The organism is Ideonella livida (assembly GCF_010499455.1).
Lineage (GTDB): Bacteria > Pseudomonadota > Gammaproteobacteria > Burkholderiales > Burkholderiaceae_C > Ideonella > Ideonella livida.
Map to the genome: position 1 here is coordinate 1 of NZ_JAAGOH010000021.1, position 26,602 is coordinate 26,602.

Consider the following 26,602-nt stretch of genomic DNA (forward strand, 5'->3'; position numbering starts at 1 on the left):
TGGGGCGGCCCGACGCCGCGCTGCAGGCCCAGGCCCGGGCCTTGTGGCGCGAGGCCGCCGGCAGCCAGGGGGTGGCGCCGGCGCTGCGGCCCGCTTGGCAGGCGCTGACGGCGCCCTGAGCCGCCCGGGACCTGTCAAGGACGCCGGCGCAGGAGCGCCGGCTCAGGGGCGTGGCCTCAGCGGATCTGGGTGCACATGCCCATCTCGCAGCGCACGCGGATGGTGCCCGAGACACAGGCCACGTCAAACCAGTCCAGGGTGGCGTAGCGCTTGATCACGGTGGCCACCGGGCGCATGCCGGCCGGGCCCTGGCAGCCGGCGAGCAGGGCGGCGCGCTCGGCCTCGTAGGTCCAGGGGCTGCGCTGGGGCGGCGGGCCGCTGTCCACCACCGGGGCCGGCGGCGGCGGGGGCGGTGGGGGCGGGGGCTCCGACAGGAACCAGGCGCAGCCGCTCAGCGTCACGGCGCTGGCCAAGCCCGCGCCCAGAGCCAGAAGTCTCATGGTGGATCCTCAATGCAAGGTGCCTGCGCAGTCTATGCCAGGACGCCCCCGCGCCCGTCCCCTGACCACCGGACGAGGGGCCCGGGAGGGCGGCACGCCGCGCCCCGGGGCACCGGTTTGGTGCCCTCGGGCCCGGTATTGGCGGCGCGGTTGGCGCCACCGCCCGGGATCACCCACCATGGTGCGTGCCGGGAGCCTGGGCTGCACGAGGGGCGGCAGGTGTCCGCGCCGCGGACAGGGGCTAGCGGGCGGTCCGGCACCGGGCTGGCACGGGCCTCGCTAATCTGGGTCCATGTCAGCCCACCGCCCCGCTGCCGCGTTGAACACCGCAGAAGGGGCCAAGGCCGGGATTGCGGGGCAACTGCCCTCCTAATCGCCGGTTTGGGGGCTCTGCAGGCGGCGCATCCTGAAGCCACTTACCGCCGCCGACCACGGACACAAAACATGTGACCGGAACGCTCTGATGGCGCCTGGGCCCAGTCAAGCCGGGACTCCATCAGAACTTTCCTGAACCTGTCCCCGGATGCCATGCCGGGGGGTTCATCCACCAGCCCGCCTGGGTCTCACGGAGGTCGTCATGGACGTGATCAGCCACTTTGCCGCCCGGTACGAACGCACCCGGGAAGAGGAAATGTCTCTGGAGGAGTACCTCCAGGAATGCAAGCGCAACCCGCTGGCCTATGCCACCGCCGCCGAGCGCATGCTGCGCGCCATCGGCGAGCCGCAAATGGTGGACACCCGTAACGACCCGCGCCTGTCCCGCCTGTTCGCCAACAAGGTGATCAAGGTCTACCCGGCCTTTGCCGAGTTCTACGGCATGGAGGAGGCCATTGAGCAGGTGGTGAGCTACTTCCGCCATGCCGCGCAGGGGCTGGAGGAGAAGAAGCAGATCCTCTACCTGCTGGGCCCGGTGGGCGGCGGCAAGAGCAGCATTGCCGAGCGCCTGAAGGCGCTGATGCAGGAGGTGCCGTTCTATGCCATCAAGGGCAGCCCGGTGAACGAGTCGCCCCTGGGCCTGTTCGATGTGATCGAGGACGGCCCGATCCTGGAGAGCGAGTTCGGCATTCCCCGCCGCTACCTGCAGCGCATCATGAGCCCCTGGGCGGTCAAGCGCCTGGAGGAGTTTGGCGGCGACATCCGCAAGTTCCGCGTGGTCAAGCGCCACCCCAGCATCCTCAAGCAGGTGGGCATTGCCAAGACCGAGCCTGGCGACGAGAACAACCAGGACATCAGCTCGCTGGTGGGCAAGGTCGACATCCGCAAGCTGGAGACCTACGCCCAGGACGACCCGGACGCCTACAGCTACTCGGGCGGCCTGTGCCTGGCCAACCAGGGCCTGCTGGAATTCGTGGAGATGTTCAAGGCGCCCATCAAGGTGCTGCACCCGCTGCTGACGGCCACCCAGGAAGGCAACTTCAAGGGCACCGAGGGCTTTGGCGCCATCCCGTTTGACGGCGTGGTGCTGGCCCACAGCAACGAGAGCGAGTGGAAGGCCTTCCGCAACAACAAGAACAATGAGGCCTTCCTCGACCGCATCTACATCGTCAAGGTGCCGTACTGCCTGCGCGTGAGCGAGGAGATCAAGATCTACGAGAAGCTCATCAAGGGCAGCAGCCTGGGCGCGGCGGCCTGCGCGCCGGGCACGCTCAAGATGATGAGCCAGTTCGCCATCCTCACCCGCCTGAAGGAGCCGGAGAACTCCAGCCTGTTCAGCAAGATGATGGTCTACGACGGCGAGAACCTCAAGGACACCGACCCGCGCGCCAAGAGCTACCAGGAGTACCGCGACTACGCGGGTGTGGATGAAGGCATGAGCGGCATCTCCACCCGCTTTGCCTACAAGATCCTGTCCAAGGTCTTCAACTTCGACAGCCAGGAGGTGGCGGCCAATCCGGTGCACCTGATGTATGTGCTGGAGCAGCAGATCGAGCGCGAGCAGTTCCCCAAGGAGACCGAGGAGAAGTACGTCGCCTTCATCAAGGAGCAGCTGGCCCCGCGCTACGCCGAGTTCATCGGCAAGGAGATCCAGACCGCCTACCTGGAGAGCTACTCCGAGTACGGGCAGAACATCTTCGACCGTTACGTCACCTACGCCGACTACTGGATCCAGGACCAGGAGTACCGCGACACCGACACCGGAGAGGTCTTCGACCGCCAGTCGCTCAACGCCGAGCTGGAGAAGATCGAGAAGCCCGCGGGCATCGCCAACCCCAAGGACTTCCGCAACGAGATCGTCAACTTCGTGCTGCGGGCCCGGGCCAACAACCAGGGCAAGAACCCGGTGTGGACCAGCTACGAGAAGCTGCGCTCGGTGATCGAGAAGAAGATGTTCTCCAACACCGAGGAGCTGCTGCCGGTCATCAGCTTCAACGCCAAGGCCAGCGCCGACGAGGCCAAGAAGCACGACGACTTTGTGCAGCGCATGGTCGGCAAGGGCTACACCGCCAAGCAGGTGCGCCTGCTGTGCGAGTGGTACCTGCGGGTGCGCAAGTCGAGCTGAGGCACGCCTGCGCGGCCGCCCACCCGTGGCGGATCCGGGCAGGTCAACGGTCGAAGGGGGCCGGGCCGTTGGGGCCTTCTGGTTCCCAGCATGAGCCTCAGCGGCCCGGCTCCCTTCGGCCTGATCCCCACCCTGCCGCGTCCCCGTCCTCGCCAGCGCCAACGACCTCCCGCCAGTCCTCAGCAACAAGGTGAATTGAGATGCTCCAACAGATCATCGACCGTCGATTGGCTGGCAAGAACAAGTCCATCGGCAACCGCGAGCGCTTTCTGCGCCGCTACAAGGACCAGATCCGTGATGCCGTGCGCCGGGCGGTGGACGGCCGTGGCATCCGTGACCTGGAGCGCGGCGAGGAGGTCCGTATCCCCAAGAAGGACCTGAGCCAGCCGGTCTTCCACCATGGCCAGGGCGGCCAGCGCGACATGGTGCACCCCGGCAACCAGGAGTACCTGACCGGCGACCGCATCCAACGTCCCCCGCAGGGCGGGCAAGGGCAGGGCGGCGGCAAGGGCCAGCCCAGCGACCAGGGCGAGGGGGAGGACGACTTCGTCTTCGCGCTCAGCAAAGAGGAGTTCATGCAGGTCTTCTTCGAGGACCTGGCCCTGCCCCACCTGGTGCGCACCCAGCTGGCCGAGGTGCCCGAGTACAAGACCCACCGCGCCGGCTTCACCAGCGACGGCACCCCCAACAACCTGCATGTGGTGCGTAGCATGCGCGGGGCCCTGGGCCGGCGCATCGCCCTGGGCACCGAGAGCCGGCGCGAGCTGCACGCCCTGGAAGAGCGCCTGGACACCCTGCGCCTGCAGCCCGGCGGCGACGCCGTGACCGAGCGCGAGCGCCTGGACCTGACCGAGCGCATCCATGCCCTGCGCGCCCGCCTGGAGCGCATCCCCTTCCTGGACCCCATCGACCTGCGTTTTCGCAGCCGGGTGCGGGTGCCTGTGCCCAGCGCCAAGGCCGTCATGTTCTGCCTGATGGACGTCTCGGGCTCCATGGACGAGGCGCGCAAGGAGCTCTCCAAGCGCTTCTTCATCCTGCTCTACCTGTTCCTGACCAAGCACTACGAGAAGATCGACCTGGTCTTCATCCGCCACCACACCCAGGCGCAGGAGGTCAACGAGCACGACTTCTTCCACGCCCGGGAGACCGGCGGCACCGTGGTCAGCAGCGCGCTGGAGCTGATGGACCAGATCATCCGCGACCGCTACAACCCGGCGGAGTGGAACATCTACGGCGCCCAGGCCAGCGACGGTGACAACTGGCACCACGACAGCGGCCGCTGCCGCGAGCTGCTCACATCCAAGATCCTGCCCGCCTGCCGCTACTACGCCTATGTGCAGGTGGCCGAGGAGGAGCAGACCCTCTGGCAGGAATACCACCGGGTCGCCGAGACCACGCCGCAGTTCGCCATGCGCAAGGCGGTGGAGGCCTCGCAGATCTATCCCGTCTTCCGTGATCTGTTCAAGAAGGAAGGAGCGGTAGCCGCATGACCGAGTTTTCACAGGACCGCCGCTGGCATGACGACCGCAGCAAGATCCCGCCCGGCGGCGATCGCCGCCGCCTGCGGGCCGCGCTGACCGAGCCCCTGCCGCTGGCCGACCGTCCCGGGCAGCCGCTGCCCAGCCCCAGCGATTGGACCTTCGAGCTGATCGACCAGTACCACACGGTCATCGCCGCCACCGCCCGGCGCTTCGGCCTGGACACCTACCCCAACCAGCTCGAGATCATCACCGCCGAGCAGATGATGGACGCCTATGCCAGCGTGGGCATGCCCGTGAACTACCGCCACTGGAGTTACGGCAAGGAGTTCATCGCCACCGAGAAGAGTTACCGCCGCGGCCACATGGGCCTGGCCTACGAGATCGTCATCAACTCCAACCCCTGCATCAGCTACCTGATGGAGGAGAACACCCTGGCCATGCAGGCCCTGGTGATCGCCCACGCCGCCTACGGCCACAACAGCTTCTTCAAGGGCAACTACCTGTTCCGGATGTGGACCGACGCCTCGGCCATCATCGACTACCTGGTCTACGCCAAGCACTACGTGGCCGAATGCGAGCAGCGCCACGGCATCGACGCGGTGGAGGAGTTCCTCGACTCCTGCCACGCCCTGCAGAACCACGGTGTGGACCGCTACCGCCGCCCCAGCAAGAAGCCCCTGTCCGAGGAGCTGCGCCTGCGCCGCGAGCGCGAGGAGTACGCCCAGCGGCAGGTCAACGAGCTGTGGCGCACCCTGCCGCGCCGTGCCGAGGACGACCTGGCCGAAGGCAGCCCTCAGGCCCGGCGCTTCCCGGCCGAGCCCGAGGAGAACCTGCTCTATTTCATCGAGAAGAATGCCCCCCTGCTGGAGCCCTGGCAGCGCGAGATCGTGCGCATCGTGCGCAAGGTGGCGCAGTACTTCTACCCGCAGCGCCAGACCCAGGTGATGAACGAGGGCTGGGCCACCTTCTGGCACCACAAGCTGCTCAACACCATGTACGACGACGGCCACCTCACCGACGGCGTCATGATCGAATGGCTCAAGAGCCACACCAACGTGGTCTACCAGCCCAAGGTGGGCGACCGCGGCTACAGCGGCCTGAACCCCTACGCGCTGGGTTTTGCGATGTACACCGACATCCAGCGCATCTGCGAGCACCCCACTGAGGAAGACCGCCGCTGGTTCCCCGACCTCGCCGGCACCCCCTGGCTGCCGGCGCTGGACCAGGCCATGCGCAACTTCAAGGACGAGAGCTTCATCGGCCAGTACCTCAGCCCCAAGCTGATGCGTGACTTCCGCCTCTTTGCCATCCGCGACGACGACAAGGACAAGGACCTGGTGGTGCGCGCCATCCACGACGAATCCGGCTACCGCGAACTGCGCGAGGCCCTCTCCCGCCAGTACGACCTGGGCCAGCGCGAGCCCAACATCCAGGTCTGGAACGTCAACCTGCGCGGCGACCGCAGCCTCACCCTGCGCCACACCCAGCACAACAACCGGCCGCTGGACGACGGTGCGCAAGAGGTGCTCAAGCACGTGGCCCGGCTCTGGGGTTTTGGCGTCAACCTCGAAAGCGTCAATGGCAATGGCGAGGTGAGCAAGCGCTGGAGCGTGCCGGCGCCGCCGCAGAACGGCCACTGAATCCCGCCCGCGTCGCGGCCGGGCCACAGGCCCTGTCGCCAGGGCGTCTGCCGGCCGGGGGTGGGGCGGCCACGCCCCGGCCGCTGTCAGGCTGGTGCAGGGCCGGGCTGCCTAGAGTACGGGCATGAACGTCCAAGACCTCTACCGCGCCCGCCGTGGCAGCGCCGACGATGCCCTGAACCACCTGCGCGATGGCGACTTCATCGTCGTGCCCACCGGCGTGGGCGAGCCGCCGGCCCTGCTCACCGCGCTGTCCGACCAGCGCCGCCGCTTCCAGGATGTGAAGGTCGGCCAGATCCTGCCGGTGCAGCCCTTTGGCTACTTCGACCCCACCACCCAGCACCATGTGCGGCACGTGGCCTACTTCTTCGGCGGCGCCTCGCGTCCCGGCGGCCAGGCCGGCTGGACGGATTTCATCCCCAGCCATTTCTCCGAGATGCCCAGCCTCATCCGCCGCGGGCGCATGCCGGCCGATGTGGTGTTCGCGCTGGCCTCACCCATGGATGAGCACGGCTACATGGCCCTGGGCCTGACGGCCGACTACACCATGGCCGCCATCGCCAAGGCCCGTGCCGTGGTGCTGGAGGTCAACCCCCACGTGCCCTTCGCCTTTGGCGCCTGCCATGTGCACATCTCGCAGGTGGCAGCCCTGGTGGAAAGCGAGACCCCCATCAAGGAGGTGGGCCTGCCCGTGGTGGGCCCCGTGCAGCAGGCCATCGGCGCCTATGTGGCCGAGCGCATTGAAGACGGCTCCACCTTGCAGATCGGCTACGGCGGCATTCCGGATGCCGTGGTCATGCAGCTCACCGCCAAGCGCGACCTGGGCATCCACACCGAGATGATTGGCGACGGCATCCTCACCCTGCTGGAAAGCGGCGCCGTCACCAACCGCCGCAAGAACTTCATGCCCGGCAAGATGGTGGCCACGTTCGCGCTGGGCTCCCAGCGGCTCTACCGCTTCCTCCATCGCAACCCGGCCATGGAGATGCACCCGGTGGACTTCACCAACGACCCCTACAGCGCCGCCCGCAACGACAAGCTGGTGTCCATCAACGCCACCCTGCAGGTGGACCTGCTGGGCCAGTGCGGCAGCGAGAGCATGGGCCCCGTGCCTTACTCGGGCACTGGCGGCCAGGCCGACTTTGTGCGCGCCGCCAACCGCAGCGAAGGCGGGCAGAGCTTCATCGTCCTGCCCTCCACCGCCAAGAACGACACCATCTCGCGCATCGCCCCGGTGCTCACCCCGGGCACCCACGTCAGCACCGGCAAGAACGAGGTGGATCAGGTGGTCACCGAGTACGGCGTGGCCTGCCTGCGCGGCCTGTCCGCCAAGCAGCGCGCCGCCGCCCTCATCGCCATCGCCCACCCCAAGTTCCGCGACGAGCTGACCGAGGAGGCGCGCAAGCTGCGGCTGCTGTGAGGCCGCGCTGCGGGTGCCATGGCCACCACCGTCAGCCCGCGCCGGGCAGCGCCAGGCCTTCATGGTGGGCCAGCGCCTGCAGCGCCTGCTCCATCAGCACCCGGGCATGGCCCGCTCGCCGGCCCAGTTCGGCGTGCAGGGCGGCGTCGGCCGTGTCGCGGTGGGCGCACTGCGCGCTGTAGGCCTCAAAGCGGCTGAGCTGCAGCAGCAGGTCGGCCACGTGGCGCGGGCATTCGCAGCTCAGGCGGGCGGGCTCGGCCGCCAGGGCGCTCAGGGTCAGCTCGTCAAAGCGCGGTGGCGGCGGCAGGGCGGGCGGGGCATCGGGGGCGGCCGCCGCAGCGGCTGAGGCGTCCCCCGGTGTCGTGTGGTGCGGGTGGCCCGGGGCGGTCTGGCCTTGGGTGAGCCAGTCCACCCAGGCGGCGTCGTCGCTGCCGTCGCGCAGCAAGGGGATGCCGGCTTGGGCGTGCGCCTGGCGGGCGGCGGGGTGGCCGTAGCCATAGACCACGCCCACCCGGGTGGCGCCCCAGGCCTGGGCGGCGGCCTGCAGCGCGGGATCGGGGGGCCCGGGCAGCAGGGGGTGCAGGGCCAGCAGCCAGTCCACGGGCGGGGCCGCCGGGGGAGCGCGGTCAGCCAGGGCACTGGCCAGCCGGCCCAGCGGCTGGGCCTGGGCCTGCTGCGCGGCGTGCAGGGCCTGCTCAGCCTGCTCAAACGGGCCCAGCAGCTGCCAGCCGCCCGGCAGGTGCAGGCGGCGCAGGCGCTGGGCCAGGGCGCTGCCCACCACCACCAGCCGCCAGGGACGGGAGGGCGCCGGGTCCGTGGGCGCGATGGTGGCCGGCGTCGCGTAAGGGCTCGACGACGCCGGCAAGGGCTGGCGGGCCTGCTGCAGCGCCAGCAACTGGGCCAGGGGCAGGTCGGTGAGGGTGCCGATGGCGTGACCCTGGCGGGTCAGCTGCTTCATCAAGGCGATGCGTTGCACGTCCTCGGCCGTGTACAGGCGGTGGCCGGCGGGGCTGCGGCCGGCGCAACCCAGACCGTAGCGCCGCTCCCACACCCTTAGGGTGGCCACGGGCATGTCCACCAGCTGTGCCACAGCCTGGCTGCGAAAACGGGCGGCAGAAGGTTCAGGCTTTGACATGACCCTGATTTGACCTCGAAAAGTGCGGCGCTTCCCCCGGGGTTGACCCGGCTTGGCCGGGTATTGACGCGTCAATGACTACAGTGTGGCCATGGCATCCCTCCCCAGCACCTGCGCCCTGGTGTGGTTCAAGCGCGATCTGCGCGTGCAAGACCATGCGGCGCTGTGTGCGGCCGCCGCCTGCGACCACGCCCTGGGCCTGGTGGTGGTGGAGCCCGAATGGATGGACAGCCCCGAGTGCGACCCCCAGCACCTGGCCTGGCTGGGGGCGTCGGTGCAGGCCCTGCGCGCCGCGCTGCAGCCCTGGGGCCTGCCGCTGCGGGTGGCCGTGGGGGCCATGCCCGAGGTGCTGGCTCGCCTGCACGCCGACTGGGGCATCACCCACCTGTTCAGCCATGAGGAGACCGGGCCGTTTTGGAGCTGGACGCGCGACCGGCGCGTGGCCGCCTGGTGCCGTGCCCAGGGCGTGGTGTGGCAGGAGTGGCCGCAGACCGGCGTGGTGCGCCGCCTGCGCCAGCGCAACGGCTGGGCGGCGCGCTGGCAGGCGCGCATGGACGCGCCCGCTTGGCCGCTGCCGCAGGGCCTGCGCGGCCTGCCCGGGGCGGCCGGCGGCGAGGTGCCCACGCCAGCGCACTGCGGCTGGCCGCCCGCCCGCCCGCTGCCGCCGGCCGGCCCAGCCGCCGGGCAGGCGGTGCTGCAGGACTTTCTGACCCGCCGCGGCGGGCACTACCGGCACGACCTCTCCAGCCCCTTGAGCGCAGCCCATGGCTGCTCGCGCCTGTCGGCCCACCTGGCCTTTGGCAGCTTGTCCATGCGCCAGGTGCACCAGGCCACCGAGGCCCGGCTGCAGCAGCTGCGCACCCAGGCCGAGGACGCCAGCGGCCTGCTGGCCGAGGCCGACGGCAGCGGCCTGGACGTGCAGGACGCCGCCGCTGCCCACCGCCGTTGGGCCTACCACCTGCAGGGCTTTGCCAGCCGGCTGCGCTGGCATTGCCACTTCATGCAGAAGCTGGAGGACCAGCCTGACCTGGAGCTGCGCAACCTGGCCCGCAGCCTGGATGGCCTGCGCGACGAGCGGCTGGACGCCCGGGGCCGGCCGGCCGACCCGCAGGCTGCCGAGCGTTTTGCCGCCTGGTGCGCCGGTCGCACCGGCTTTCCCATGGTCGACGCCTGCATGCGCCAGCTGCGCGCCACCGGTTGGCTCAACTTCCGCATGCGGGCCTTGCTGGTGAGCTTTGCCGCCTACCACCTGGGGCTGCACTGGCGGGCGCCGGGGCTGTTCCTGGCGCGGCAGTTCCTGGACTTCGAGCCCGGCATCCACTGGTCGCAGATGCAGATGCAGTCCGGCACCACCGGCATCAACACCTTGCGGCTGTACTCGCCCGCCAAGCAGGCGCAGGACCACGACCCCCAGGGCGTGTACCGCCGTCGCTGGCTGCCCGACTGGGGCACGCCCGACTACCCGCCACCGGTGGTGGACGAGGCCCGCGCCCTGGCCGACATCAAGGCCCGCCTGTGGCAGGCCCGCCGCCAGCCCGAGGCGCAGGCCGAGGCCGATGCGCTGCAGGACCGCCACGGCTCGCGCAAGAGCGGCCTGCCCCCCAGCGGGCGGGCGGCCCGGGGCGCCCGCCGCCGCGCCGCACCCGCACCCGAGCCCGCGCAGCAGCTCACGCTGTTTGACCCGCTCTCCTGACCCCACACGTCGACCCGCTGCCGAGCCTGCCCCATGTCCCGAGCCAACCGTTCCACCGCCGCTCCGCACTTTGCCGGGGCCAAGGGCCTCAAGGCCCGGCTGCCGGTCAAGCCCTGCGCTCACTGCGGCCGTCCCATGGCCTGGCGCCGGGCCTGGGCCCGCTGCTGGGACGAGGTGCGCCACTGCTCCGAGGCTTGCCGCGCCCAGGCCCGCCGCGATCACCGTTGACCGCCACCCCATGACCTCGCCTGCCGCCGCCCCGCCTCCGCTGCGCCATCTGGTGCTGGTGCTGGGCGACCAGCTGGATCCGGAGGCCGCCGCCTTCGACGGTTTCGACCCCGCCCAGGACGCGGTGTGGATGGCCGAGGTGGAGGAGGAGTCCACCCATGTGCCCTCCAGCCAGCCGCGCATTGCCCTGTTCCTGGCGGCCATGCGGCACTTTGCCCGCGCGCAGGCCTTGCGCGGTCGCACGGTGCACTACACCCGGCTGATGCCGCACCGCGACCCCGCCGCCCCGCCCGACACCCTGGCCACCCAGCTGGCCCGGGCGCTGGCCCGCTTGCGCCCCCGGGCCCTGGTGATGACCGCCCCCGGTGAGGCCCGGGTGCTGGCCGCGCTGCGCGCCCAGGCGCAGGCCGCCGGCCTGGACCTGGACGTGCGCGAGGACCGGCATTTCTTGTGCAGCGTGCGCGACTTTGCGCGTCACGCCCGGAGCCGGCGCCAGCTGCGGCTGGAATGGTTCTACCGCGAGCTGCGCCAGCGGTACCGGGTGTTGATGGATCCGGCGCCCGGCGACCCCGACGGCCCGCCCACCCAGCCCAGCGGCGGCCGCTGGAACTTTGACCCCGAGAACCGCGAGGCCTTCCCTGCCAGCGGCCCGCCGCCGGTGCCGGTGCCGCCGGCCTTTGCGCCCGACGCCATCACCCGGGAGGTGCTGGCGCTGGTGGCCCGCCGCTTTGGCCACCACCCAGGCGAGCTCGCCTCGTTTGCCTGGCCGGTTACGCGCGGGCAGGCCCTGCAGGCGCTGCAGGCCTTCATCGCCCAGCGCCTGCCCGACTTTGGCCGCTGGCAAGACGCGCTGTGGCCGGACCAGCCGGTACTGTGGCATTCGCAGCTCTCGGCCGCGCTCAACCTCAAGCTGCTGCACCCGGCCGAGGTGGTGGCCGCCACCGAGGCCGCCTACCGCGCCGGCCACGCCCCGCTGGCCAGCGTGGAGGGCTTCATCCGCCAGATCCTGGGCTGGCGCGAGTACGTGCGTGGCCTGTACTGGACCCGCATGCCCGCCTACGGCCAGCTCAACGCCCTGGATGCGCAGGAGCCGCTGCCCGCCTTCTACTGGACCGGCCAGACCCCCATGGCCTGCCTGGCCGACGCCATTGGCCAGACCCTGGCGCATGGCTACGCCCACCACATCCAGCGCCTGATGGTGACCGGCCTGTACGCCCTGCTGCTGGGCGTGCGGCCGCAGGCCGTGCACCGCTGGTATCTGGCGGTGTACGTGGACGCGGTGGAATGGGTGGAGCTGCCCAACACCCTGGGCATGAGCCAGCATGCCGACGGCGGCGTGATGGCCAGCAAGCCCTATATCGCCAGCGGCCGCTACATCGAGCGCCAGAGCGCCGGCCGCTTGTGCGCCGGCTGCCGCTACCGGCCGGGCGAGCGGGTGGGCCCGCAGGCCTGCCCCTTCACCACCCTGTACTGGGACTTTCTGATGCGCCACGAGGCCCGGCTGGCCGCCAACCCGCGCACCGTGATGCAGGTGCGCAACCTGGCCCGCATCGCTCCGGCTGAGCGCCAGGCCATCGCCACCCAGGCCCAGGCCTGGCGTGAGCGCTCGCGGGCCGAGGCCGCGGCCGGACCCTGGGCCGAGCCGCCGGGGGCCGGCGTACCCCCGGCCCCCGGCGTGCCTGCCGCCGCGCCCGACCCCCAGGCCACGCTGTTCGACCTGCCATGAGCGCGACCCCCCAGACGAGCGGCGCGACGGATCAGGCCTTTGCGCCCACCCTGGCGGCGGCCCGGCTGCGCCTGCAGGCCGTGCGCCCCGGCGACTACGCCCGCAGCCGCAACCACCTGGACGGCGCCGTCACCCGGCTCTCGCCCTACCTGACCCACGGGCTGCTGCAGCCGGCCCAGGTGCTGGCGCATCTGCAGGCGGCCCACAACCTGCCGCCCCGCCACAAGCTGGTGGCTGAGCTGGGCTGGCGGGCCTGGTTCCGCCACGTCTGGCAGCACGAGGGGGCGGGCATCCTGCGATCCCTGCACGCCGGTCCGCGGCCCGAGGCCGCCTACGCCCGCCAACTGCCGGCGGACCTGCTGCAGGCGCGCACCGGCCTGGCGGTGGTCGACCAGGCGGTGCGCGCGCTGCACGGCCAGGGCTGGCTGCACAACCACGCCCGGCTGTGGCTGGCCTCATATGTGGTGCATGGGCGTGGGGTGCACTGGCGGGTGGGGGCAGACTGGATGTTCCGCCACCTGCTCGATGGGGACCTGGCCAGCAACCACCTCTCCTGGCAGTGGGTGGCCGGCACCGGCAGCGCCAAGCCCTACCTCTTCAACGCCGAGAACGTGCGCCGCTTTGCGCCGCCCGCCTGGTGGGTGGACGGCAGTGTGCTGGACACCGACTACGACACGCTGGCCGCTTGGGCCCGGGGGGAGACGGCCCCGGTTTCGGCCCCGGTTTCGGCCCCGACAGCGGCCCCCACGGCGACCCTTGACGCAGACCCGCCCGGCGAGCCCCCGTGCTGGCCGGCGCCACCTCCGGGCGCGCCCTTGCGCTTGACCCCTGCCGACCCTCAGGCCGTGGCCGGCCGCGAGGTCTGGCTGGTGCATGCCTGGGCCCTGGGCGAGCCCCCGCCGGGCTGCCCGGTCGGGGCGCTGGTGCTGCCGGTGGGGGTGGCCGACTGGCATGCGCGCTGGCCCTGGAGCGCCCGCCGCTGGGACTTCGTGCTGCGGCGCATGGGGCAACTGGCGCCGCAGGGCTGGTGGGATACCGCCGCAGCCCTCAGCCAGGCCTTGGGCGCCGCCGGCCGGGTGCACGGCTGGGCCGATCCGCACCTGGGCGACCTCAATGCCCGCTGGGGCCTGCGCCCGCCGCCCGCGGCCTTTGCCGACCCGGGCCGCCGCTGCCGCTCCTTCTCCGACTGGTGGTCCCGGGTGAGCGCCGATTGAAGCCCGCCGGCGCCTGGGGCCAGACGGGGCTCAGGCCTTGGGGGTGTCGGGGCCGGTGAGGGGGCCGGCGGGGGACGACGCTGCGGCCGGTCCCTGTGGGTCGGCCGGTGCGGGGCCGGCAGGCGTGCGGCGGTGCGCGCGCGGATGGGCTTGGTCGTACACCTGGGCCAGGTGCTGGAAGTCCAGCCGGGTGTAGACCTGGGTGCTGCGGATGCTGGCGTGCCCCAGCAGTTCCTGCACACCGCGCAGGTCACCGCTGGACTGCAGCAGGTGCGAGGCGTAGCTGTGGCGCAGCATGTGCGGATGCACCGGCACGTCCAGCCCCGCCTGCCGGCCCTGGGCACGCACCCGCTGGCGCACCTGGTCGGCGCTCAGGCGCCGGCCCCGCTGGCCGACGAACAGCGCGGTCTCCTGCGGGGCTGCCAGGCTGGCGCGGTGGTCCAGCCATTCGCGCAGGGCCTGCAGTGCGGCGGCCCCCAGCGGGGCGCTGCGCCGCCGGCTGCCCTTGCCCAGCACCTGCACGCAGGCCTCCTCCAGGTCCAGCCAACCGGCGGCGCCGGGGTGGGCATGCAGGTCCAGGCCCACCAGCTCGGCCACCCGCAGCCCGGCGCCGTACAGCAGTTCCACCAGGGCCCGGTCGCGGGCCTGGGCGGCGGGGTGCGGGTGGGCTCCCGGGGCTTCGGCCAGGCGCACGGCGTCGTCCACACCCAGGGCCTTGGGCAGGGGCTGGGGCGCGCGGGGCGGCCGCAGGCCCTCGATGGGATTGGCCCGCGGTGCCCCGGGGGCGCCGCCGCGGCACCACCAGCGGTACAGGCCACGCCAGGACGCGAGCATCAGGGCCAGGCTGCGTGGCCCCAGTCCCTGGGCATGGGCCTGAGCCATCAGGCGCCGGGCGGTGGCCGGGCCCAGCCGGTCCAGGGAGAGGCCGTGCTGCGCCACGCCCTGGGCCAGACGCGCCAGGGCCTGGGCATACAGGGCCAGGGAGCGCGCCGCCAGGCGGCGCTCCACCCGCAGGTGGGTGAGGTAGGCGGGCAGCGGGTCGGGCAGGGGGGCGGGCCGGTCGGCCGGCCCCGGCGGGGCCGGGCTCAGAGCGAGGGACCGTCCGAGAGGTCCACCGCCTGCAGCACCGGCAGGCGGCTGGGGGTGAAACCGCTGGGCCGCTCGGGGTCTTGCGGCTGCAGGGCCGCGCGTTCGCTCACCATCAGGCGGCCCAGGGCGGCGCTGGCGATCTCGCCCAGCTGCTCCAGGAACTCCACGCCCATGTCGGCCTGGTAGCGGGTGACGTCGGGCGAGCCCAGCACCAGCAGGCCGTAGCACTCGCCGCCGGCACGGCCCAGGCGCAGCGGCACCATGGCCATGGACTGGGTGTGCTCGCCGCCGTCCTCGAACCAGCGGGCGGCCTCGAAGTCCATGTTGGCGCCGCAGTAGGGCTGCGACAGGCTGGCGGCAAAGGTCTTGAGGTCCTCGCTGACGGGCTGGGCCCAGGGCAGGTGGGCATGCTCGGGGGCATAGCGCCAGACCCGCAGCGCCACCTGCGGCACCATGAACTCGTGGCGCAGCTGCTCGATGAGCACCTGGCCCAGCAGCGAGGCGCTGCGCGCCAGCATGAGGGCCCGGGTCCAGCGGTGCATGCGGTCGGACAGCACCATGTTCTCCTGGCCGGCGCGGATCATGTCCATGATCTTGCGCTCCAGCCCCTTGATGCGTTCGCGCAGCAGCTCCATCTGCCGCTCCTGCAGCGAGACGGTGCGGTGGCTGTGCGGGCTCACCAGCTGCAGGCTGGCCAGCAGGCCGGCATGGCGCTCGAAGAACTCCGGCGTGGCCGCCAGGTAGTGGGCGATGTCGGTCTCGGTGATGCCCGCCAGGGCGCCTTGCAGGGGTTGGTGCTCGCCGCTCACAGCTCGATCTCTCCTTCAAAGACGGTGACGGCCGGCCCGGTCATCATCACCGGGTGGCCCAGGCCGGCCCAGTGGATGGTGAGCAGGCCGCCGCGGGTGTGCACGTCCACGGTGTCGTCCAGCCAACCGGCCCGGATGCCCACCACCACCGCGGCGCAGGCACCGGTGCCGCAGGCCAGGGTCTCGCCCGCGTCGCGCTCGAAGACGCGCAGGGCGATCTCACGGCGGCTGCGCACCTCCATGAAGCCGGCATTGACCTTGCGGGGGAAGCGCGCATGGGCCTCGACCTGCGGGCCCAGCAGGTCCACCGGGGCGGTGTCGGCCCGCTCCACCCGCTGCACCGCATGGGGGTTGCCCATGGAGACCACGCCCACCTCGACGCTGACGCCGTCGGCCAGGGCCAGGGGCCAGAAGTCAAAGCCATTGACCGGCGTCGGCTGCAGGCCGCTGGGGTCGAAGGGCAGGCGTGCGGCCTCGAAGACCGGCTGGTTCATGTTGACGGTGACCCGGCCATCGGGTTGTGCACGCAACTCCAGCAGGTTGTTCACCGTCTCCACCCGCAGCGGGTTGCGGGTGGACAAGCCGTGGTCGTGGACGTAGCGCACGAAGCAGCGCGAGCCGTTGCCGCATTGCTCGACCTCGTCGCCGGTGGCGCCGTTGAAGATGCGGTAGCGGAAATCCACGTCGTCGCGGTGGGGCCGCTCCACCACGAGGATCTGGTCGGCGCCGACGCCGAAGCGGCGGTCGCCGAGGTGGCGCAGCTGGGCGGGGCTGAGCGCAAGGGGCGCGGCCGTGGCGTCGATCACCACGAAGTCGTTGCCCGCGCCATGCATCTTGGTGAATCGCAGTCGCATGGCCCGGGATTATGAAGGCCGGGGCGCGGCCTCAGTACAGCCGGGGCAGACCGTCGGGGCGGTTCTTGAAGCGGCGGTGGACCCACAGGTACTGGCCCGGCCGCTCCAGGATGCGGGCCTCCAGCCAGCGGTTCCAGGCGGCGGCGGCGGCGCTCGGGTCGGGGTCGTCAAAGCCCTCGGGCGCCTCGCCCAGCCGGGCCACATAGCCCCGGCCCCAGGGCAGGATCTCCATGACCACGGTCTGCACCTGCAGGCCCATGCTGCGCGCCATGCGCGCTGGCGAGACCAGGGTGCACGCGGGCACGCCGAAGAAGGGCACAAAGGCCGAGTCCTTGCGGCCGAAGTCCATGTCGGGGGCGTTGCAGAAGATGGCCCCGTCCTTCTGCATGGCGCGCAGCACCGGGCGCACACCCTCGGCGCGTTCGACCAGGATGGCCTGGGTCGGGTTGTGCCGCGAGCGTGCGCGCAGCAGCGCCGCGTCAAACACCGGATTGGGCTGGGCCTGGTAGACGTCCACCACCGGGCGGCGCTGGCCCAGCAGGGCCACCGGGCCGATGAACTCCAGCGCCACGAAGTGCGGCAGCAGCCACATGGTGGGCTGGCCGGTGCGCTCGGCCCGCTGCAGGTCGCCCTCCACCCGGATCAGGCGCTGCAGCCGCGCCGAGGAGGCAAACAGCAGCAGGCTGCGCTCGAGCAAGCTGCGCACCAGCCAGCGCAGGTGGTCGCGCGCCAGGGCGCGGCGCTGGGCCTCGCTCCACTGCGGAAAGCACTGGCGCAGGTTGATCAGGGCGATGCGCCGGCGCGAGCGCGCCAGCGGCCAGGCCAGGGTGCCCAGCAGCCAGCCCGCGGCGGCCAGCACCGGCAGGGGCAGCCAGTGCAGCAGCCAGAACAGCGCCAGGGCGACGCGGGCGCCCCAGCGGGCGCCACGGCCCACGGTCCGGCTCATGTCGGGCTCCCGGCGGCGGGCTCGGCCGGTGTGCGCCGGGGCCCCTTGTAGCGGTTGTAGCCCCAGAGGTACTGGGCAGGCGCCTGGCGGATGACCCAGGCCATGCCCTCGTTGACCGCCTGCGCCGCGGCGGCCTCGCCGGCTTCCACCGGCGGCAGGGACAGCGGCGCGTAGTGCATCACGTAGCCCCGGGCCCCCGGCAGGCGTTCGCACCAGGTCAGCAGTACGGCGCAGCCGGTCTGGTGCACCAGGCGGGCGGCCAGGGTCATGGTGTAGGCCCGCCGGCCGAAGAACTCGGCCCAGACGCCCTGGCCGTCCGGCGGCACCTGGTCGGGCAGGATGCCCAGGGTCTCGCCCTGGCGCAGGGCGCGGATCATCTGGCGCACCCCGCTCAGGCTGGCCGGCGCGGTGCGCATGCCCGGGCCGTCACGCGCGCCCACCTGCAGGCGTGCCAGCCAGTCCTGGCGGGCCGGCCGGTACAGACAGGTGATGGGCTTGAGGTGGCCCCAGCGCTCGGCATAGGCCACGCCGTTGAGCTCGAAGTTGCCCAGGTGCGGCGTCAGCACGATCAGGCCCTTGCCGGCGGCCAGGGCCTGCTCCACGTACTCGGCCCCCTCCCAGCGCAGCACGTGACGGGTGCGCGGCTGGTCGCGGTCGCGAAACCACATCCAGGGCACCTCGACGAACATGCGGCCGACCTCGGCTACGCTGGCGCGCCGCGTGGCCGGGTCCAGGCCGGCCTGGGCCGCGTGCGCGGCCAGCCGCCGCCGGTAGCCGGCCGAGCCCAGCCAGACGGCCCAGCCCACCATGCCGCCCACGGCATGCACCGCGCGCAAAGGCCAGCGGCCCACCCATTTCAACAACCGGATCATTCCGTTTCGCTAAACTTCACGGTGAAGTCGCCGAGTTAACAGGACAACTTGCGGGGCGACGTGGGGTGCTTTTCCCGGCATCCCCACCGGGGGGCACTCTCCAGAATGCCAGCCGTCCAAATGCCGCTAAAGCGTTCGCCGCTCTACTGGGTTGCCGAGCCGGACGACGCCTTCGCAACACGCAACCTCAGGCAGAGCTTTCATGGCGAACGATTATCTCTTCACCTCCGAGTCGGTCTCGGAAGGTCACCCGGACAAGGTGGCTGACCAGATCTCCGACGCGATCCTCGACGCGATCTTCGCGCAGGACCCGCGCAGTCGCGTGGCCGCCGAGACCCTGACCAACACCGGTCTGGTGGTGCTGGCCGGCGAGATCACGACCAACGCCCACGTCGACTACATCCAGGTCGCGCGTGACACCATCAAGCGCATCGGCTACGACAACACCGAGTACGGCATCGATCACAAGGGCTGCGCCGTCATGGTCTGCTACGACAAGCAGTCCAACGACATCGCCCAGGGCGTGGACCATGCCTCCGACGACCACCTCAACATCGGTGCCGGCGACCAGGGCCTGATGTTCGGCTACGCCTGCGACGAGACGCCCGAGCTGATGCCCGCGCCGATCCACTATGCGCACCGCTTGGTGGAGCGCCAGGCCCAGCTGCGCAAGGACGGCCGTCTGCCCTTCCTGCGCCCGGACGCCAAGAGCCAGGTGACCATGCGCTACGTGGATGGCAAGCCCCACAGCATCGACACCGTGGTGCTCTCCACCCAGCACAGCCCCGATCAGTCCGAAACCGCCACCAAGATGAAGGACAGCTTCATCGAGGCGGTGATCGAGGAGATCATCAAGCCGGTGCTGCCCAAGGAATGGCTGCAGAACACCCGCTACCTGATCAACCCGACCGGCCGTTTTGTCATCGGCGGCCCGCAGGGCGACTGCGGCCTGACCGGCCGCAAGATCATCGTCGACACCTACGGCGGCGCCTGCCCGCACGGGGGTGGCGCGTTCTCCGGCAAGGACCCGTCCAAGGTCGACCGTTCGGCCGCCTACGCCGCCCGCTACGTGGCCAAGAACGTGGTGGCCGCCGGCCTGGCCAAGCAGTGCCAGGTGCAGGTGGCCTATGCCATCGGCGTGGCCAAGCCGATGAACATCACCGTCTACACCGAGGGCACGGGCGTCATCCCTGACGAGCAGATCGCCAAGCTGGTGGAGGCCCATTTCGACCTGCGCCCCAAGGGCATCATCCAGATGCTGGACCTGCTGCGTCCGATCTACAGCAAGACCGCCGCCTACGGCCACTTTGGCCGCGAGGAGCCGGAGTTCAGCTGGGAGCGCGTGGACAAGGCCCAGGCGCTGCGCGCCGCCGCCGGCCTCTGATGCCGTACGGCGCCCGGGGCCGCCGGCCTCAGGCGCCGTCCGTCGCCGGGCCCGACCCGGTGGGGCGGTCCAGCCAGCCGGCCGGATCGCGTGCCAGGCGGCCCGCCAGATCGCTCAGGGCCGCATAGGCCTGGCCCAGGCTGGCATCCCGTGCAGCCATGGCCTGGCCCTGCAGCTGCAGCACCCGGGTGTCGCCCCGCGCGGCCGGTCCTGTCAGGGCCGCCGCCGGGCCCAGGGCCAGCAGGTTGTCGGCTGCGCGGCGCACAAAGCCGTCCCGCAGCGCCACGGCCAGCGCCGGGGGCACGCCGCTGTCCTCCCACAAGCGCTGGGCGGTGGCGGCCAGCACTGGCAGGAAGTTGCTGGCCCACACCGCGGCCCCGTGGTAGAGCGGCTTGTCGGCCGCCGCCAGCTCCAGGCAGTGCCCCCCCAGAGCGCCGAAGGCCTGCCGCGCCAGCGCCCGCGCCGGGGCATCGCCCTCCAGCGCGCAGACGGTGCCGGCAAACTGCGCCATCGCCCGATCCGGCGTGGTGAAGCTCAGCGCCGGGTGCACACTGGCCACGGACCAGCCCTGGGCCTGCAATGGCGCCAGCTCCGCGGCGGTGAGAAAGCCGCTGCAGTGCCAGGCCTGCGCCGGCGCCGTGCCCGCCCTCTGGACGGCCAGCGCGCCGGCCACCTCGGCGATGCGGGTGTCCGGCACGGCCAGCAGCCACACCTCGGCCGGCGGCAGCGCTGCCAGCGTCTCTTCCACCGCCACGGCCGGGCCCAGCAGGGCCTGCGCCTGGGCGCGCCGTGCGGCACCCGGATTGCACAGCGCCTGCACCTGCAGCGGGCCGCCTGCCACCTGCCACAGCCGTGCCAGGGCCAGTCCGACGCGGCCTGCCCCCACCACGTTCAGCCGCGGGCGGGCGGTGTGGCCGCTGGGGTCGCAGGGGGCGGCATCCGGCGCAGCCGGCGGGTGGGGAGTGCAATCCTGGGTGTCCATGGCGCCAGGATTGTGCGCCGCCACCGCTGGCCGCTACTCCAGCTGCAGCGCCAGCTGCACCTCGTCCTGCCAAGGCAGCTGGTGCACCAGGCGGTTGAGGTGCAGGGCGGCCTCCCGCGCGGTCAGCACCCGGCCACGCGCGCTCAGCAGGCGCATGTTGGTGACCACGCTCAAGGGGTCGGCCATGGCCACCACGCCGCTGCAGACCTGCACCCAGTCCCAGGCCAGTCCGGTCTCGCTGTCGGGGGTGCGGTCGCCCCATAGGGTCTGGCCAAAGGGCGCCCGGTCGGCGTCGCCGGCGTGGACGACCCGCGTGCCCAGGTGGACGAAACGGTGTGCCTGTCTGCTGTCGGCCTGACAAAATACCGCCGGCCAGGCGTAGATCGACCACGGAGCGCGGCTGGCGTGGAGGCTTGCACGGTGCATTGAAGGGGTCATGGTGTGCTTCAGCATGGCCTTCAGTCTGGAGTTGTCATGCTGTCGCAGCTAGCTGTAAGACCTGTCAGGGCGCCCGCCGCGGCGCCGTCGCACCCGAGGTGGAGCGTTCGATGAGCCAGGAACTGCTCGGTGGCAGCCTGGACGCGGTCATGAACGCCGAGTCGTCCGAGGATTTCCGCCAGGAGATCGTGCGCTTTGCCCACGACATGGAGTTCGACTTTGTCTCGGCCATGACGGTGGTGGACCTGAGCCTGGAGCGCTCAGAGTTCATCAACGTGGACAACCGGCCCGCCGACATGCTCCAGGCCCTCCAGGGCCAGGGACGACCCGGCCAGCGGGACCCGGTGATGCAGCACTGCAAGCGTGCCAGCGTGCCCATCGTCTGGAACCAGTCCACCTACGTGCAGCGCCAGCTCGGCGGCATGTGGGAGGACCAGGCCGCCTTCGGCTACCGCAACGGGGTGGCGGTGGCCATCCATGCCGGTGACGGGCGGCATTTCATGCTGGGCATCGACCGACCCAAGGCCCTGCCGGCCGATGCGCGGGACCTGACCCGCATCGTGGCCCACCTGCAGCTGTTCGCGGTGCATGCCGAAAACGCCGCAAAACGGCTGTTCGTGCCCCTGGTCCGACAAGAGGAGCGCCCCCATCTGACGCGACGCGAGGTGGAAGTGCTGACCTGGACCATGGAGGGCAAGACCGCCTGGGAGGTGGGCGTCATCCTGCAGATCACCGAGCGCACCACGGTGCTGCACCTGCAGAACGCCATGAAGAAGCTGGACGCCGTCAACAAGCACCAGGCGGTGCTCAAGGCCCTGCGCCTCGGCCTGATTCAGTGAGACCCTGTAAGAGTTGACAGTGTCTGAAAAAACGTCGGCTTGCTTCAATGAGGCCATGCGCAAACAAGGCGCACGCCTCACCAGGAGCAGCAGTCATGTCGAACCTCTTCACCCGTCTCATCCGTGTCGTCGCCCAACCCCTCCAGGCTGCACAGCCCGTTGGCCAGCGTGACCTGCCGGCCGTGGTGGAGCTCGACCGTGCCGCCCTGCGTGCGGTGGCTGGCGGCAACGGCAGCACCCAGTCGCCCAAGACCGAATGGTGATCCCCGGCGGCGCTGCCCGCTGATGCGGGGCGCAGCCTGCGGCCGGCCGTCCACCGGACGGGCCGGCCAGAACCTGGGAACGGGTACATGAACCTGTTCCGTCCTGAATCCCTCCACAGCCAGCGTCAATCCTGGTTGGGCGCCATCCACGTGATGCAGCCCGCCCGGTTGTTATGGCTGACCTTCGGGGTGCTGGCGGCGCTTGTCGCCGTCAGCACCTTTCTTTTTTGGGCGGAGACAGGACGCCGCGCCCGGCTGGAGGGCGTGGTCATGCCCGAATCGGGCCTGCTGGACCTGCCGGCGGGCCGGCCCGGCCGCCTGTTGGCGGTGCACGCTGCCGAAGGCGATCGCGTGCAGCCCGGGCAGGCACTCTTTGAGGTGCAGGTGGAGGCCGAGGTGCCGGGAGCGGGTGCCCGGGCGGCCTTGCAGGAGACGTTTGACACCCGCTCGCGCAGCGTGGCCGATGCGGCGCGCGACAACCGGCGGCGGCAGGAGATCCGGCAGGCCGAGCTGCAGGCGCGTCAGCAAGCGCTGACCCTGGAGCTGACCCAGCTGGACAGCCAGATTCGGTGGCACCAGGAACGCCTGGTGTTGGCAGAGCAGGCGCTTGCGCGCCTGCAGGACCTGCGGCAGGGGCAATTCGCCTCCGAGGCGCAGGTCCACGGCAAGACAGAGGACGTGTTGGGTTTAAGAGCCGAAGGGGCGGGACTGGCGCGGCAGCGGTTGACGCTGCAGCGCGAGCTCCGCACCCTGCAGGCCGAGCTGCGCGGTGTCGAGCTGGACCGCCGTCGCGACGAAGAGCTCCTGCGCCGGGAAGGCGCGGAGGTGGCCGAGTTGGCCGCCCGCGAGACCCTGGCGGCCAGCCCCCGTGAACAGCGCGCGCTCGCCCCCGTGGCGGGGCAGGTGGCCTTGCGCGCGCTCGAGCCCGGGCAACCCGTGCAGGCGGGGCAGACGGTGCTGAGCCTGTGGCCGGCCGGTCAGCCGCTGCAGGCCTGGCTGTATGCGCCCTCCCGGGCCGTGGGCTTTCTGCAGGCCGGTCAGCCCGTGCGGCTGCGGGTGCAAGCCTATCCGTACCAGAAGTTTGGCTGGGTGGCCGGCACGGTGCAGCGGGTGGCGCGCTCACCCCAGCCCGCGGCAGCCCTGCCGCCCTGGGTGTTGCCCGCCGCGGTGCCGGAGCCGCTCTACCGGGTGGTCGTCACGCTGGATCCAGCCGCCCTGGCCGCCACCGAGCGCCCGCTGCTGCCGGGCATGCGCCTGGAGGCCGACGTGGTGCTGGAGCAGCGCCGCCTGATGGAATGGATGGCCGAGCCCCTGCTGGCCTGGTGGCGCCGATGACCTCTGAAGAGACGATGAAGGCCCTGGGCGCGCCGCGCCACCGGGTGCCGGTGATCCTGCAGACCGAGGCCGCCGAGTGCGGCCTGGCCTGCCTGGCCATGGTGGCCGGGGCGCACGGCCTGCACACCGATCTGCCCACCCTGCGCCGGCGGTTCCAGCTCTCGCTCAAGGGGGCGACCGCCGCCGACGTCTGCGACATGGGGGCCGCCTTGGGGCTGGTGCCGCGCGCGCTGCGGGCCGAGCCCGAGCACCTGGCGCAGCTGCGCCTGCCCTGCATCCTGCACTGGGACCTCAACCATTTTGTGGTGCTGGTCGCCGTCAAGTCTGGCCAGGCGGTGGTGCACGATCCCGCCCGCGGCCTGCGGCGCATGGCCCTGGCCGAGCTGTCGGGGCATTTCACCGGGGTGGTGCTGGAGTTGGCGCCGGGGGCGGCCTTCCGACCGGGCCTGGACCGCCAGCGCATCACCATGACCGCCTTGATGGGGCGGGTCACCGGCTTGCGTCGGGCCCTGGCCCAGGTGCTGGTGCTGGCGCTGGCGCTGGAGCTCTTTGTGATGCTCTCGCCCTTCTTCCTGCAGTGGGTGGTGGACCAGGTGCTGGTCAGCGGTGAGCGGGAGTTGCTGCTCACCCTGGGGGTGGGCTTTGGCGGGCTGGTCTTGCTGCAGGCGGCCACCGCCTGGGCCCGGGGCTGGGCCTTGCTGCACATCAGCGCCAGCCTGCAGCTGCAATGGGTGGGCCATGTCTTCGCCCACCTGCTGCGCTTGCCGCTGGCCTGGTTCGAGCGGCGGCACACCGGGGATGTCTGGTCGCGCTTCGAGGCGGTGCAGGCCATCCAGAACCAGCTCACCCAGCGCTTTGCCGAAGCGGTGATCGACGGCCTGATGGTGCTGCTGACCCTGGGCCTGATGCTGCTCTACAGCCCGTTGCTGGCGGGGGTGGCCGCTGCCGCGGTGGCGCTCTACGCCCTGCTGCGTGCCGGTGTGGATGCCCGTCTGCGCGAGGCCACCGAGGAGGCCCTGGTGCACCGGGCCCGGCGCACCAGCCACTTCCTGGAGAGCCTGCGCGGCATGGCCACGCTCAAGCTCTTCAACGCCGAGGGCCTGCGCCAGTCGCGGTTCATGAACCTGATGGTCGACGAGCTCAACGCCGGCTTGGACGCCCGCCGCCTGGAGATGCTGCTGGCCACCGGCCACCGCCTGCTGTTCGGGTTGGAGCGGGTGCTGGTGGTGGGCCTGGGGGCTGGCCTGGTGCTGGACCAGCGCCTGTCCACTGGCATGCTGTTTGCCTTTCTGGCTTACCAGGAGCAGTTCGCCACCCGCACCAGCGCGCTGGTGGACAAATGGGGTGAATGGCGGCTGCTGCGCCTGCAGGCCGAGCGTCTGGCCGACATCGTCATGACCCCGCCGGAGGAGGCGCAGGCGGTGGCCCCGCCGCGTGCGTCGCCGGGGCCGGCCGCGCTGGCGCTGTGTGGACTGCGCTTCCGCTATTCAGACCTGGAGCCCTGGGTGTTGGATGGGGTGGACCTGGAGCTGACGCCTGGGGAGTCGGTGGCCATCGTCGGTGCCTCGGGCTGCGGCAAGACCACCCTGGTCAAGTTGCTGCTGGGGGTGCATGCCCCGCAGGCGGGCGAGGTGCTGCTGGACGGGGTGCCGCTGGCCCGCTGGGGCCACCGCGCCTGGCGGGCGCAGTTGGGCACGGTGCTGCAGGAGGATGCGCTGTTTGCCGGCTCCATCGCCGACAACATCGTCTGCTTCTCGCCCGAGCCCGACGAGGCGCGGTTGCGCGAGTGCGCCCGGATGGCGGCCCTGGACGCCGACATTGAGGCCCTGCCCATGGGCTACGCCAGCCTGGTGGGCGACATGGGCACCGCCCTGTCGGGCGGACAACGCCAGCGCCTGCTGCTGGCCCGCGCGCTTTACCGGCAGCCACGCCTGCTGGTGCTGGATGAGGCCACCAGCGCCCTGGACGTGGAAGGCGAGCGCCTGGTCAACGCCGCGGTGCAGCGTCTGGCCCTGACCCGCGTCATCGTGGCGCACCGGCCGCAGACCATCGCCTCGGCCGACCGGGTCATCGAACTGCGCGAGGGCCGGGTGGTGCGCGACGAGCGCCGCCCGCGCGCCTGAAGCCCTGCGGCGCCGGACCTCAGCCCTTCTTCATCGGGCAGGTGTTCAGGCCGATCAGCGGGTAGAGCGGGCAGAAGCCCGCCAGGCCGGTGCCCAGCGGCACCAGGCCGATCCAGCCCCAGACGCCGACCGTGCCTGTGGCCGCCAGGGCCACCAGCGCCAGGCCGACCAGGATGCGGGCCATGCGGTCGATGCCGCCGACGTTGAGTTTCATGCGCGTGCTCCTTGTGGTTGGGAGGGTTGCCGCCCTCGCGGCATGTCCGCATGGTGCGCCGGCCGGGCGGCCTCGTCTGTGACCGCAGTCACCCAGCGTCTTCAGCGGCGGGGGGGCGTCTTCAGCCGCCCTGGGCCAGGCGGCGCAGGGCCGCGGCGTCCAGCAGCTCGATGCGCTCACGGCCCAGGCGCAGCCAGCCGCTGCGCTCGAAGCGCTTGAGCAGTCGGGTCACGATCTCGCGCACCGTGCCCAGCTCGTCGGCCAGGGCCTGGTGGGTGCAGCTCAGCACCGCCCCATGGCCCAGCAGCGCACCGGCCAGACGCTGATCCAGCCGCTGGAAGGCCACCGCCTCGGCCAGGGCCATCAGGTCGGCCAGCCGGTCGGCGAAGATGCCGAAGACAAAGCGGCGGAAACCCGGGTCGTCCGTCCAACGTTCAAAGCCCGCCGGGCTGAGCACCACCAGCTCCGAGGCCAGGGTGCTGCGGCCGTGGGCGCTCAGCAGGCTCTGACCGAACAGGCAGGAGGTGGAGGCCACGCACAGCTCGCCCGGGCTGACCCGGTAGAGCTCCAGGCTGCGGCCGGTGGCGTGACCGCGGGCCACCCGCACCTCGCCCTCCAGCACCATGGGGAAACCCTGGCAGGGCACGCCCTCCTCAAACAGCGCCGTGCCCGCGGGCACCCGCAGGTGCAAGGCCTGGTGCGCCAGCACCCCGTTGCGCAGTGGTGCCGGCAGGGCGGCCACGGCGGGATAGCGCGCGCAAAGCCGTTCGGCCAGGGGGGCGGCGTTGGCCAGCGGGGCGGGGGCGGTGGGCTCCGACATGCAGCGCAGTGTAGGGCGATGGGGGGGAACAGCGGCGTCAAACAAGAAAGACTATCAATGAATGAGATTCAATCGATTGGATCAATTCTTCGCCTCG

Annotated in this window: 24 protein-coding genes; 13 read left to right on the forward strand and 11 right to left on the reverse strand. The window is 71.4% G+C overall.

Annotated elements, in window-relative coordinates:
* Window positions 1-176: 176 nt before the first annotated feature.
* On the reverse strand, window positions 177-500 hold the full coding sequence (locus G3A44_RS15980; RefSeq protein WP_163458746.1) for a hypothetical protein: 324 nt from the start codon (window positions 498-500) through the stop codon (window positions 177-179).
* Window positions 501-1,077: 577 nt separating this feature from the next.
* Here G3A44_RS15980 and G3A44_RS15985 point away from each other — a divergent pair.
* From G3A44_RS15985 to G3A44_RS16000, 4 genes are all read left to right on the forward strand, one after another.
* On the forward strand, window positions 1,078-3,000 hold the full coding sequence (locus G3A44_RS15985) for a PrkA family serine protein kinase (RefSeq protein ID WP_163458747.1): 1,923 nt from the start codon (window positions 1,078-1,080) through the stop codon (window positions 2,998-3,000).
* Between the two features lie 200 nt (window positions 3,001-3,200).
* Window positions 3,201-4,490 (forward strand): YeaH/YhbH family protein, encoded by a 1,290-nt coding sequence (locus G3A44_RS15990; protein WP_163458748.1) that lies wholly within the window; start codon window positions 3,201-3,203, stop codon window positions 4,488-4,490.
* Window positions 4,487-6,121: a SpoVR family protein gene (locus G3A44_RS15995; protein WP_163458749.1), complete on the forward strand. Its 1,635-nt coding sequence runs from the start codon at window positions 4,487-4,489 to the stop codon at window positions 6,119-6,121. The genes G3A44_RS15990 and G3A44_RS15995 overlap by 4 nt, the downstream gene beginning before the upstream one ends.
* 124 nt (window positions 6,122-6,245) lie before the next feature.
* The gene (locus G3A44_RS16000; RefSeq protein WP_163458750.1) at window positions 6,246-7,541 is read left to right on the forward strand and encodes an acetyl-CoA hydrolase/transferase family protein; all 1,296 of its coding nucleotides are present in this window, start codon (window positions 6,246-6,248) and stop codon (window positions 7,539-7,541) included.
* Between the two features lie 31 nt (window positions 7,542-7,572).
* On the opposite strand, the gene G3A44_RS16005 is transcribed toward G3A44_RS16000, so the two are convergent.
* The gene (locus tag G3A44_RS16005) at window positions 7,573-8,676 is read right to left on the reverse strand and encodes a MerR family transcriptional regulator (protein ID WP_163458751.1); all 1,104 of its coding nucleotides are present in this window, start codon (window positions 8,674-8,676) and stop codon (window positions 7,573-7,575) included.
* Between the two features lie 91 nt (window positions 8,677-8,767).
* On the opposite strand from G3A44_RS16005, the gene G3A44_RS16010 reads away from it, so the two are divergent.
* From G3A44_RS16010 to G3A44_RS16025, 4 genes are read left to right on the forward strand one after another with little or no spacing between them, the layout of a single operon-like run.
* Window positions 8,768-10,369: a cryptochrome/deoxyribodipyrimidine photo-lyase family protein gene (locus G3A44_RS16010; RefSeq protein WP_163458752.1), complete on the forward strand. Its 1,602-nt coding sequence runs from the start codon at window positions 8,768-8,770 to the stop codon at window positions 10,367-10,369.
* A 33-nt stretch (window positions 10,370-10,402) separates the two neighbouring features.
* Window positions 10,403-10,597 carry a DUF2256 domain-containing protein gene (locus G3A44_RS16015; RefSeq protein WP_163458753.1) on the forward strand — a complete coding sequence of 65 codons (195 nt, stop codon included), beginning with the start codon at window positions 10,403-10,405 and terminating at the stop codon, window positions 10,595-10,597.
* 10 nt (window positions 10,598-10,607) lie between these two features.
* Window positions 10,608-12,323: a cryptochrome/photolyase family protein gene (locus tag G3A44_RS16020; RefSeq protein WP_163458754.1), complete on the forward strand. Its 1,716-nt coding sequence runs from the start codon at window positions 10,608-10,610 to the stop codon at window positions 12,321-12,323.
* Window positions 12,320-13,537, forward strand: coding sequence for an FAD-binding domain-containing protein (locus tag G3A44_RS16025; RefSeq protein WP_163458755.1), 1,218 nt, complete (start codon window positions 12,320-12,322; stop codon window positions 13,535-13,537). The genes G3A44_RS16020 and G3A44_RS16025 overlap by 4 nt, the downstream gene beginning before the upstream one ends.
* A 30-nt stretch (window positions 13,538-13,567) precedes the next feature.
* On the opposite strand, the gene G3A44_RS16030 is transcribed toward G3A44_RS16025, so the two are convergent.
* From G3A44_RS16030 to G3A44_RS16050, 5 genes are read right to left on the reverse strand one after another with little or no spacing between them, the layout of a single operon-like run.
* On the reverse strand, window positions 13,568-14,626 hold the full coding sequence (locus G3A44_RS16030) for a tyrosine recombinase XerC (RefSeq protein WP_203561440.1): 1,059 nt from the start codon (window positions 14,624-14,626) through the stop codon (window positions 13,568-13,570).
* Entirely contained in the window at window positions 14,623-15,435 is an 813-nt protein-coding gene (locus tag G3A44_RS16035; protein ID WP_310734397.1) for a DUF484 family protein, read from the reverse strand. Before G3A44_RS16035 ends, G3A44_RS16030 begins: the two co-directional genes overlap by 4 nt.
* The gene (gene dapF, locus G3A44_RS16040) at window positions 15,432-16,289 is read right to left on the reverse strand and encodes a diaminopimelate epimerase (protein WP_163458756.1); all 858 of its coding nucleotides are present in this window, start codon (window positions 16,287-16,289) and stop codon (window positions 15,432-15,434) included. Before dapF ends, G3A44_RS16035 begins: the two co-directional genes overlap by 4 nt.
* A gap of 31 nt (window positions 16,290-16,320) precedes the next feature.
* The gene (locus G3A44_RS16045) at window positions 16,321-17,235 is read right to left on the reverse strand and encodes a lysophospholipid acyltransferase family protein (protein WP_163458757.1); all 915 of its coding nucleotides are present in this window, start codon (window positions 17,233-17,235) and stop codon (window positions 16,321-16,323) included.
* Window positions 17,232-18,107 carry a lysophospholipid acyltransferase family protein gene (locus G3A44_RS16050; protein ID WP_163458758.1) on the reverse strand — a complete coding sequence of 292 codons (876 nt, stop codon included), beginning with the start codon at window positions 18,105-18,107 and terminating at the stop codon, window positions 17,232-17,234. Before G3A44_RS16050 ends, G3A44_RS16045 begins: the two co-directional genes overlap by 4 nt.
* 202 nt (window positions 18,108-18,309) lie before the next feature.
* Between G3A44_RS16050 and metK the strand changes: the two genes are divergently transcribed.
* Window positions 18,310-19,491, forward strand: a complete 1,182-nt coding sequence (metK, locus tag G3A44_RS16055; protein WP_163458759.1) for a methionine adenosyltransferase — start codon at window positions 18,310-18,312, stop codon at window positions 19,489-19,491.
* A 28-nt stretch (window positions 19,492-19,519) separates the two neighbouring features.
* Here the strand turns inward: metK and G3A44_RS16060 are convergent, their stop codons facing one another.
* Both G3A44_RS16060 and G3A44_RS16065 read right to left on the reverse strand, forming a co-directional pair.
* Window positions 19,520-20,473: a Rossmann-like and DUF2520 domain-containing protein gene (locus G3A44_RS16060; RefSeq protein WP_163458760.1), complete on the reverse strand. Its 954-nt coding sequence runs from the start codon at window positions 20,471-20,473 to the stop codon at window positions 19,520-19,522.
* Window positions 20,474-20,506: 33 nt separating this feature from the next.
* Window positions 20,507-20,926, reverse strand: a complete 420-nt coding sequence (locus tag G3A44_RS16065) for a DUF4902 domain-containing protein (protein ID WP_163458761.1) — start codon at window positions 20,924-20,926, stop codon at window positions 20,507-20,509.
* Window positions 20,927-21,021: 95 nt separating this feature from the next.
* Between G3A44_RS16065 and G3A44_RS24125 the strand changes: the two genes are divergently transcribed.
* The 4 genes from G3A44_RS24125 (at window position 21,022) to G3A44_RS16085 (ending at window position 25,471) form a co-directional block, all read left to right on the forward strand.
* Complete coding sequence (locus G3A44_RS24125; RefSeq protein WP_163458762.1) at window positions 21,022-21,750, forward strand: helix-turn-helix transcriptional regulator; 729 nt, start codon at window positions 21,022-21,024, stop codon at window positions 21,748-21,750.
* A 95-nt stretch (window positions 21,751-21,845) separates the two neighbouring features.
* Window positions 21,846-22,013 (forward strand): hypothetical protein, encoded by a 168-nt coding sequence (locus tag G3A44_RS16075; protein WP_163458763.1) that lies wholly within the window; start codon window positions 21,846-21,848, stop codon window positions 22,011-22,013.
* An 87-nt stretch (window positions 22,014-22,100) separates the two neighbouring features.
* Window positions 22,101-23,348 carry an HlyD family secretion protein gene (locus tag G3A44_RS16080; RefSeq protein WP_163458764.1) on the forward strand — a complete coding sequence of 416 codons (1,248 nt, stop codon included), beginning with the start codon at window positions 22,101-22,103 and terminating at the stop codon, window positions 23,346-23,348.
* Entirely contained in the window at window positions 23,345-25,471 is a 2,127-nt protein-coding gene (locus tag G3A44_RS16085) for a peptidase domain-containing ABC transporter (RefSeq protein WP_239061922.1), read from the forward strand. The genes G3A44_RS16080 and G3A44_RS16085 overlap by 4 nt, the downstream gene beginning before the upstream one ends.
* Window positions 25,472-25,490: 19 nt before the next feature.
* Here the strand turns inward: G3A44_RS16085 and G3A44_RS16090 are convergent, their stop codons facing one another.
* A complete protein-coding gene (locus tag G3A44_RS16090) occupies window positions 25,491-25,685 on the reverse strand; it encodes a YgaP family membrane protein (protein WP_163458765.1) in 195 nt (64 codons plus the stop codon).
* Window positions 25,686-25,806: 121 nt separating this feature from the next.
* Window positions 25,807-26,505, reverse strand: coding sequence for a Crp/Fnr family transcriptional regulator (locus tag G3A44_RS16095; RefSeq protein ID WP_163458766.1), 699 nt, complete (start codon window positions 26,503-26,505; stop codon window positions 25,807-25,809).
* Window positions 26,506-26,602 lie beyond the last annotated feature (97 nt).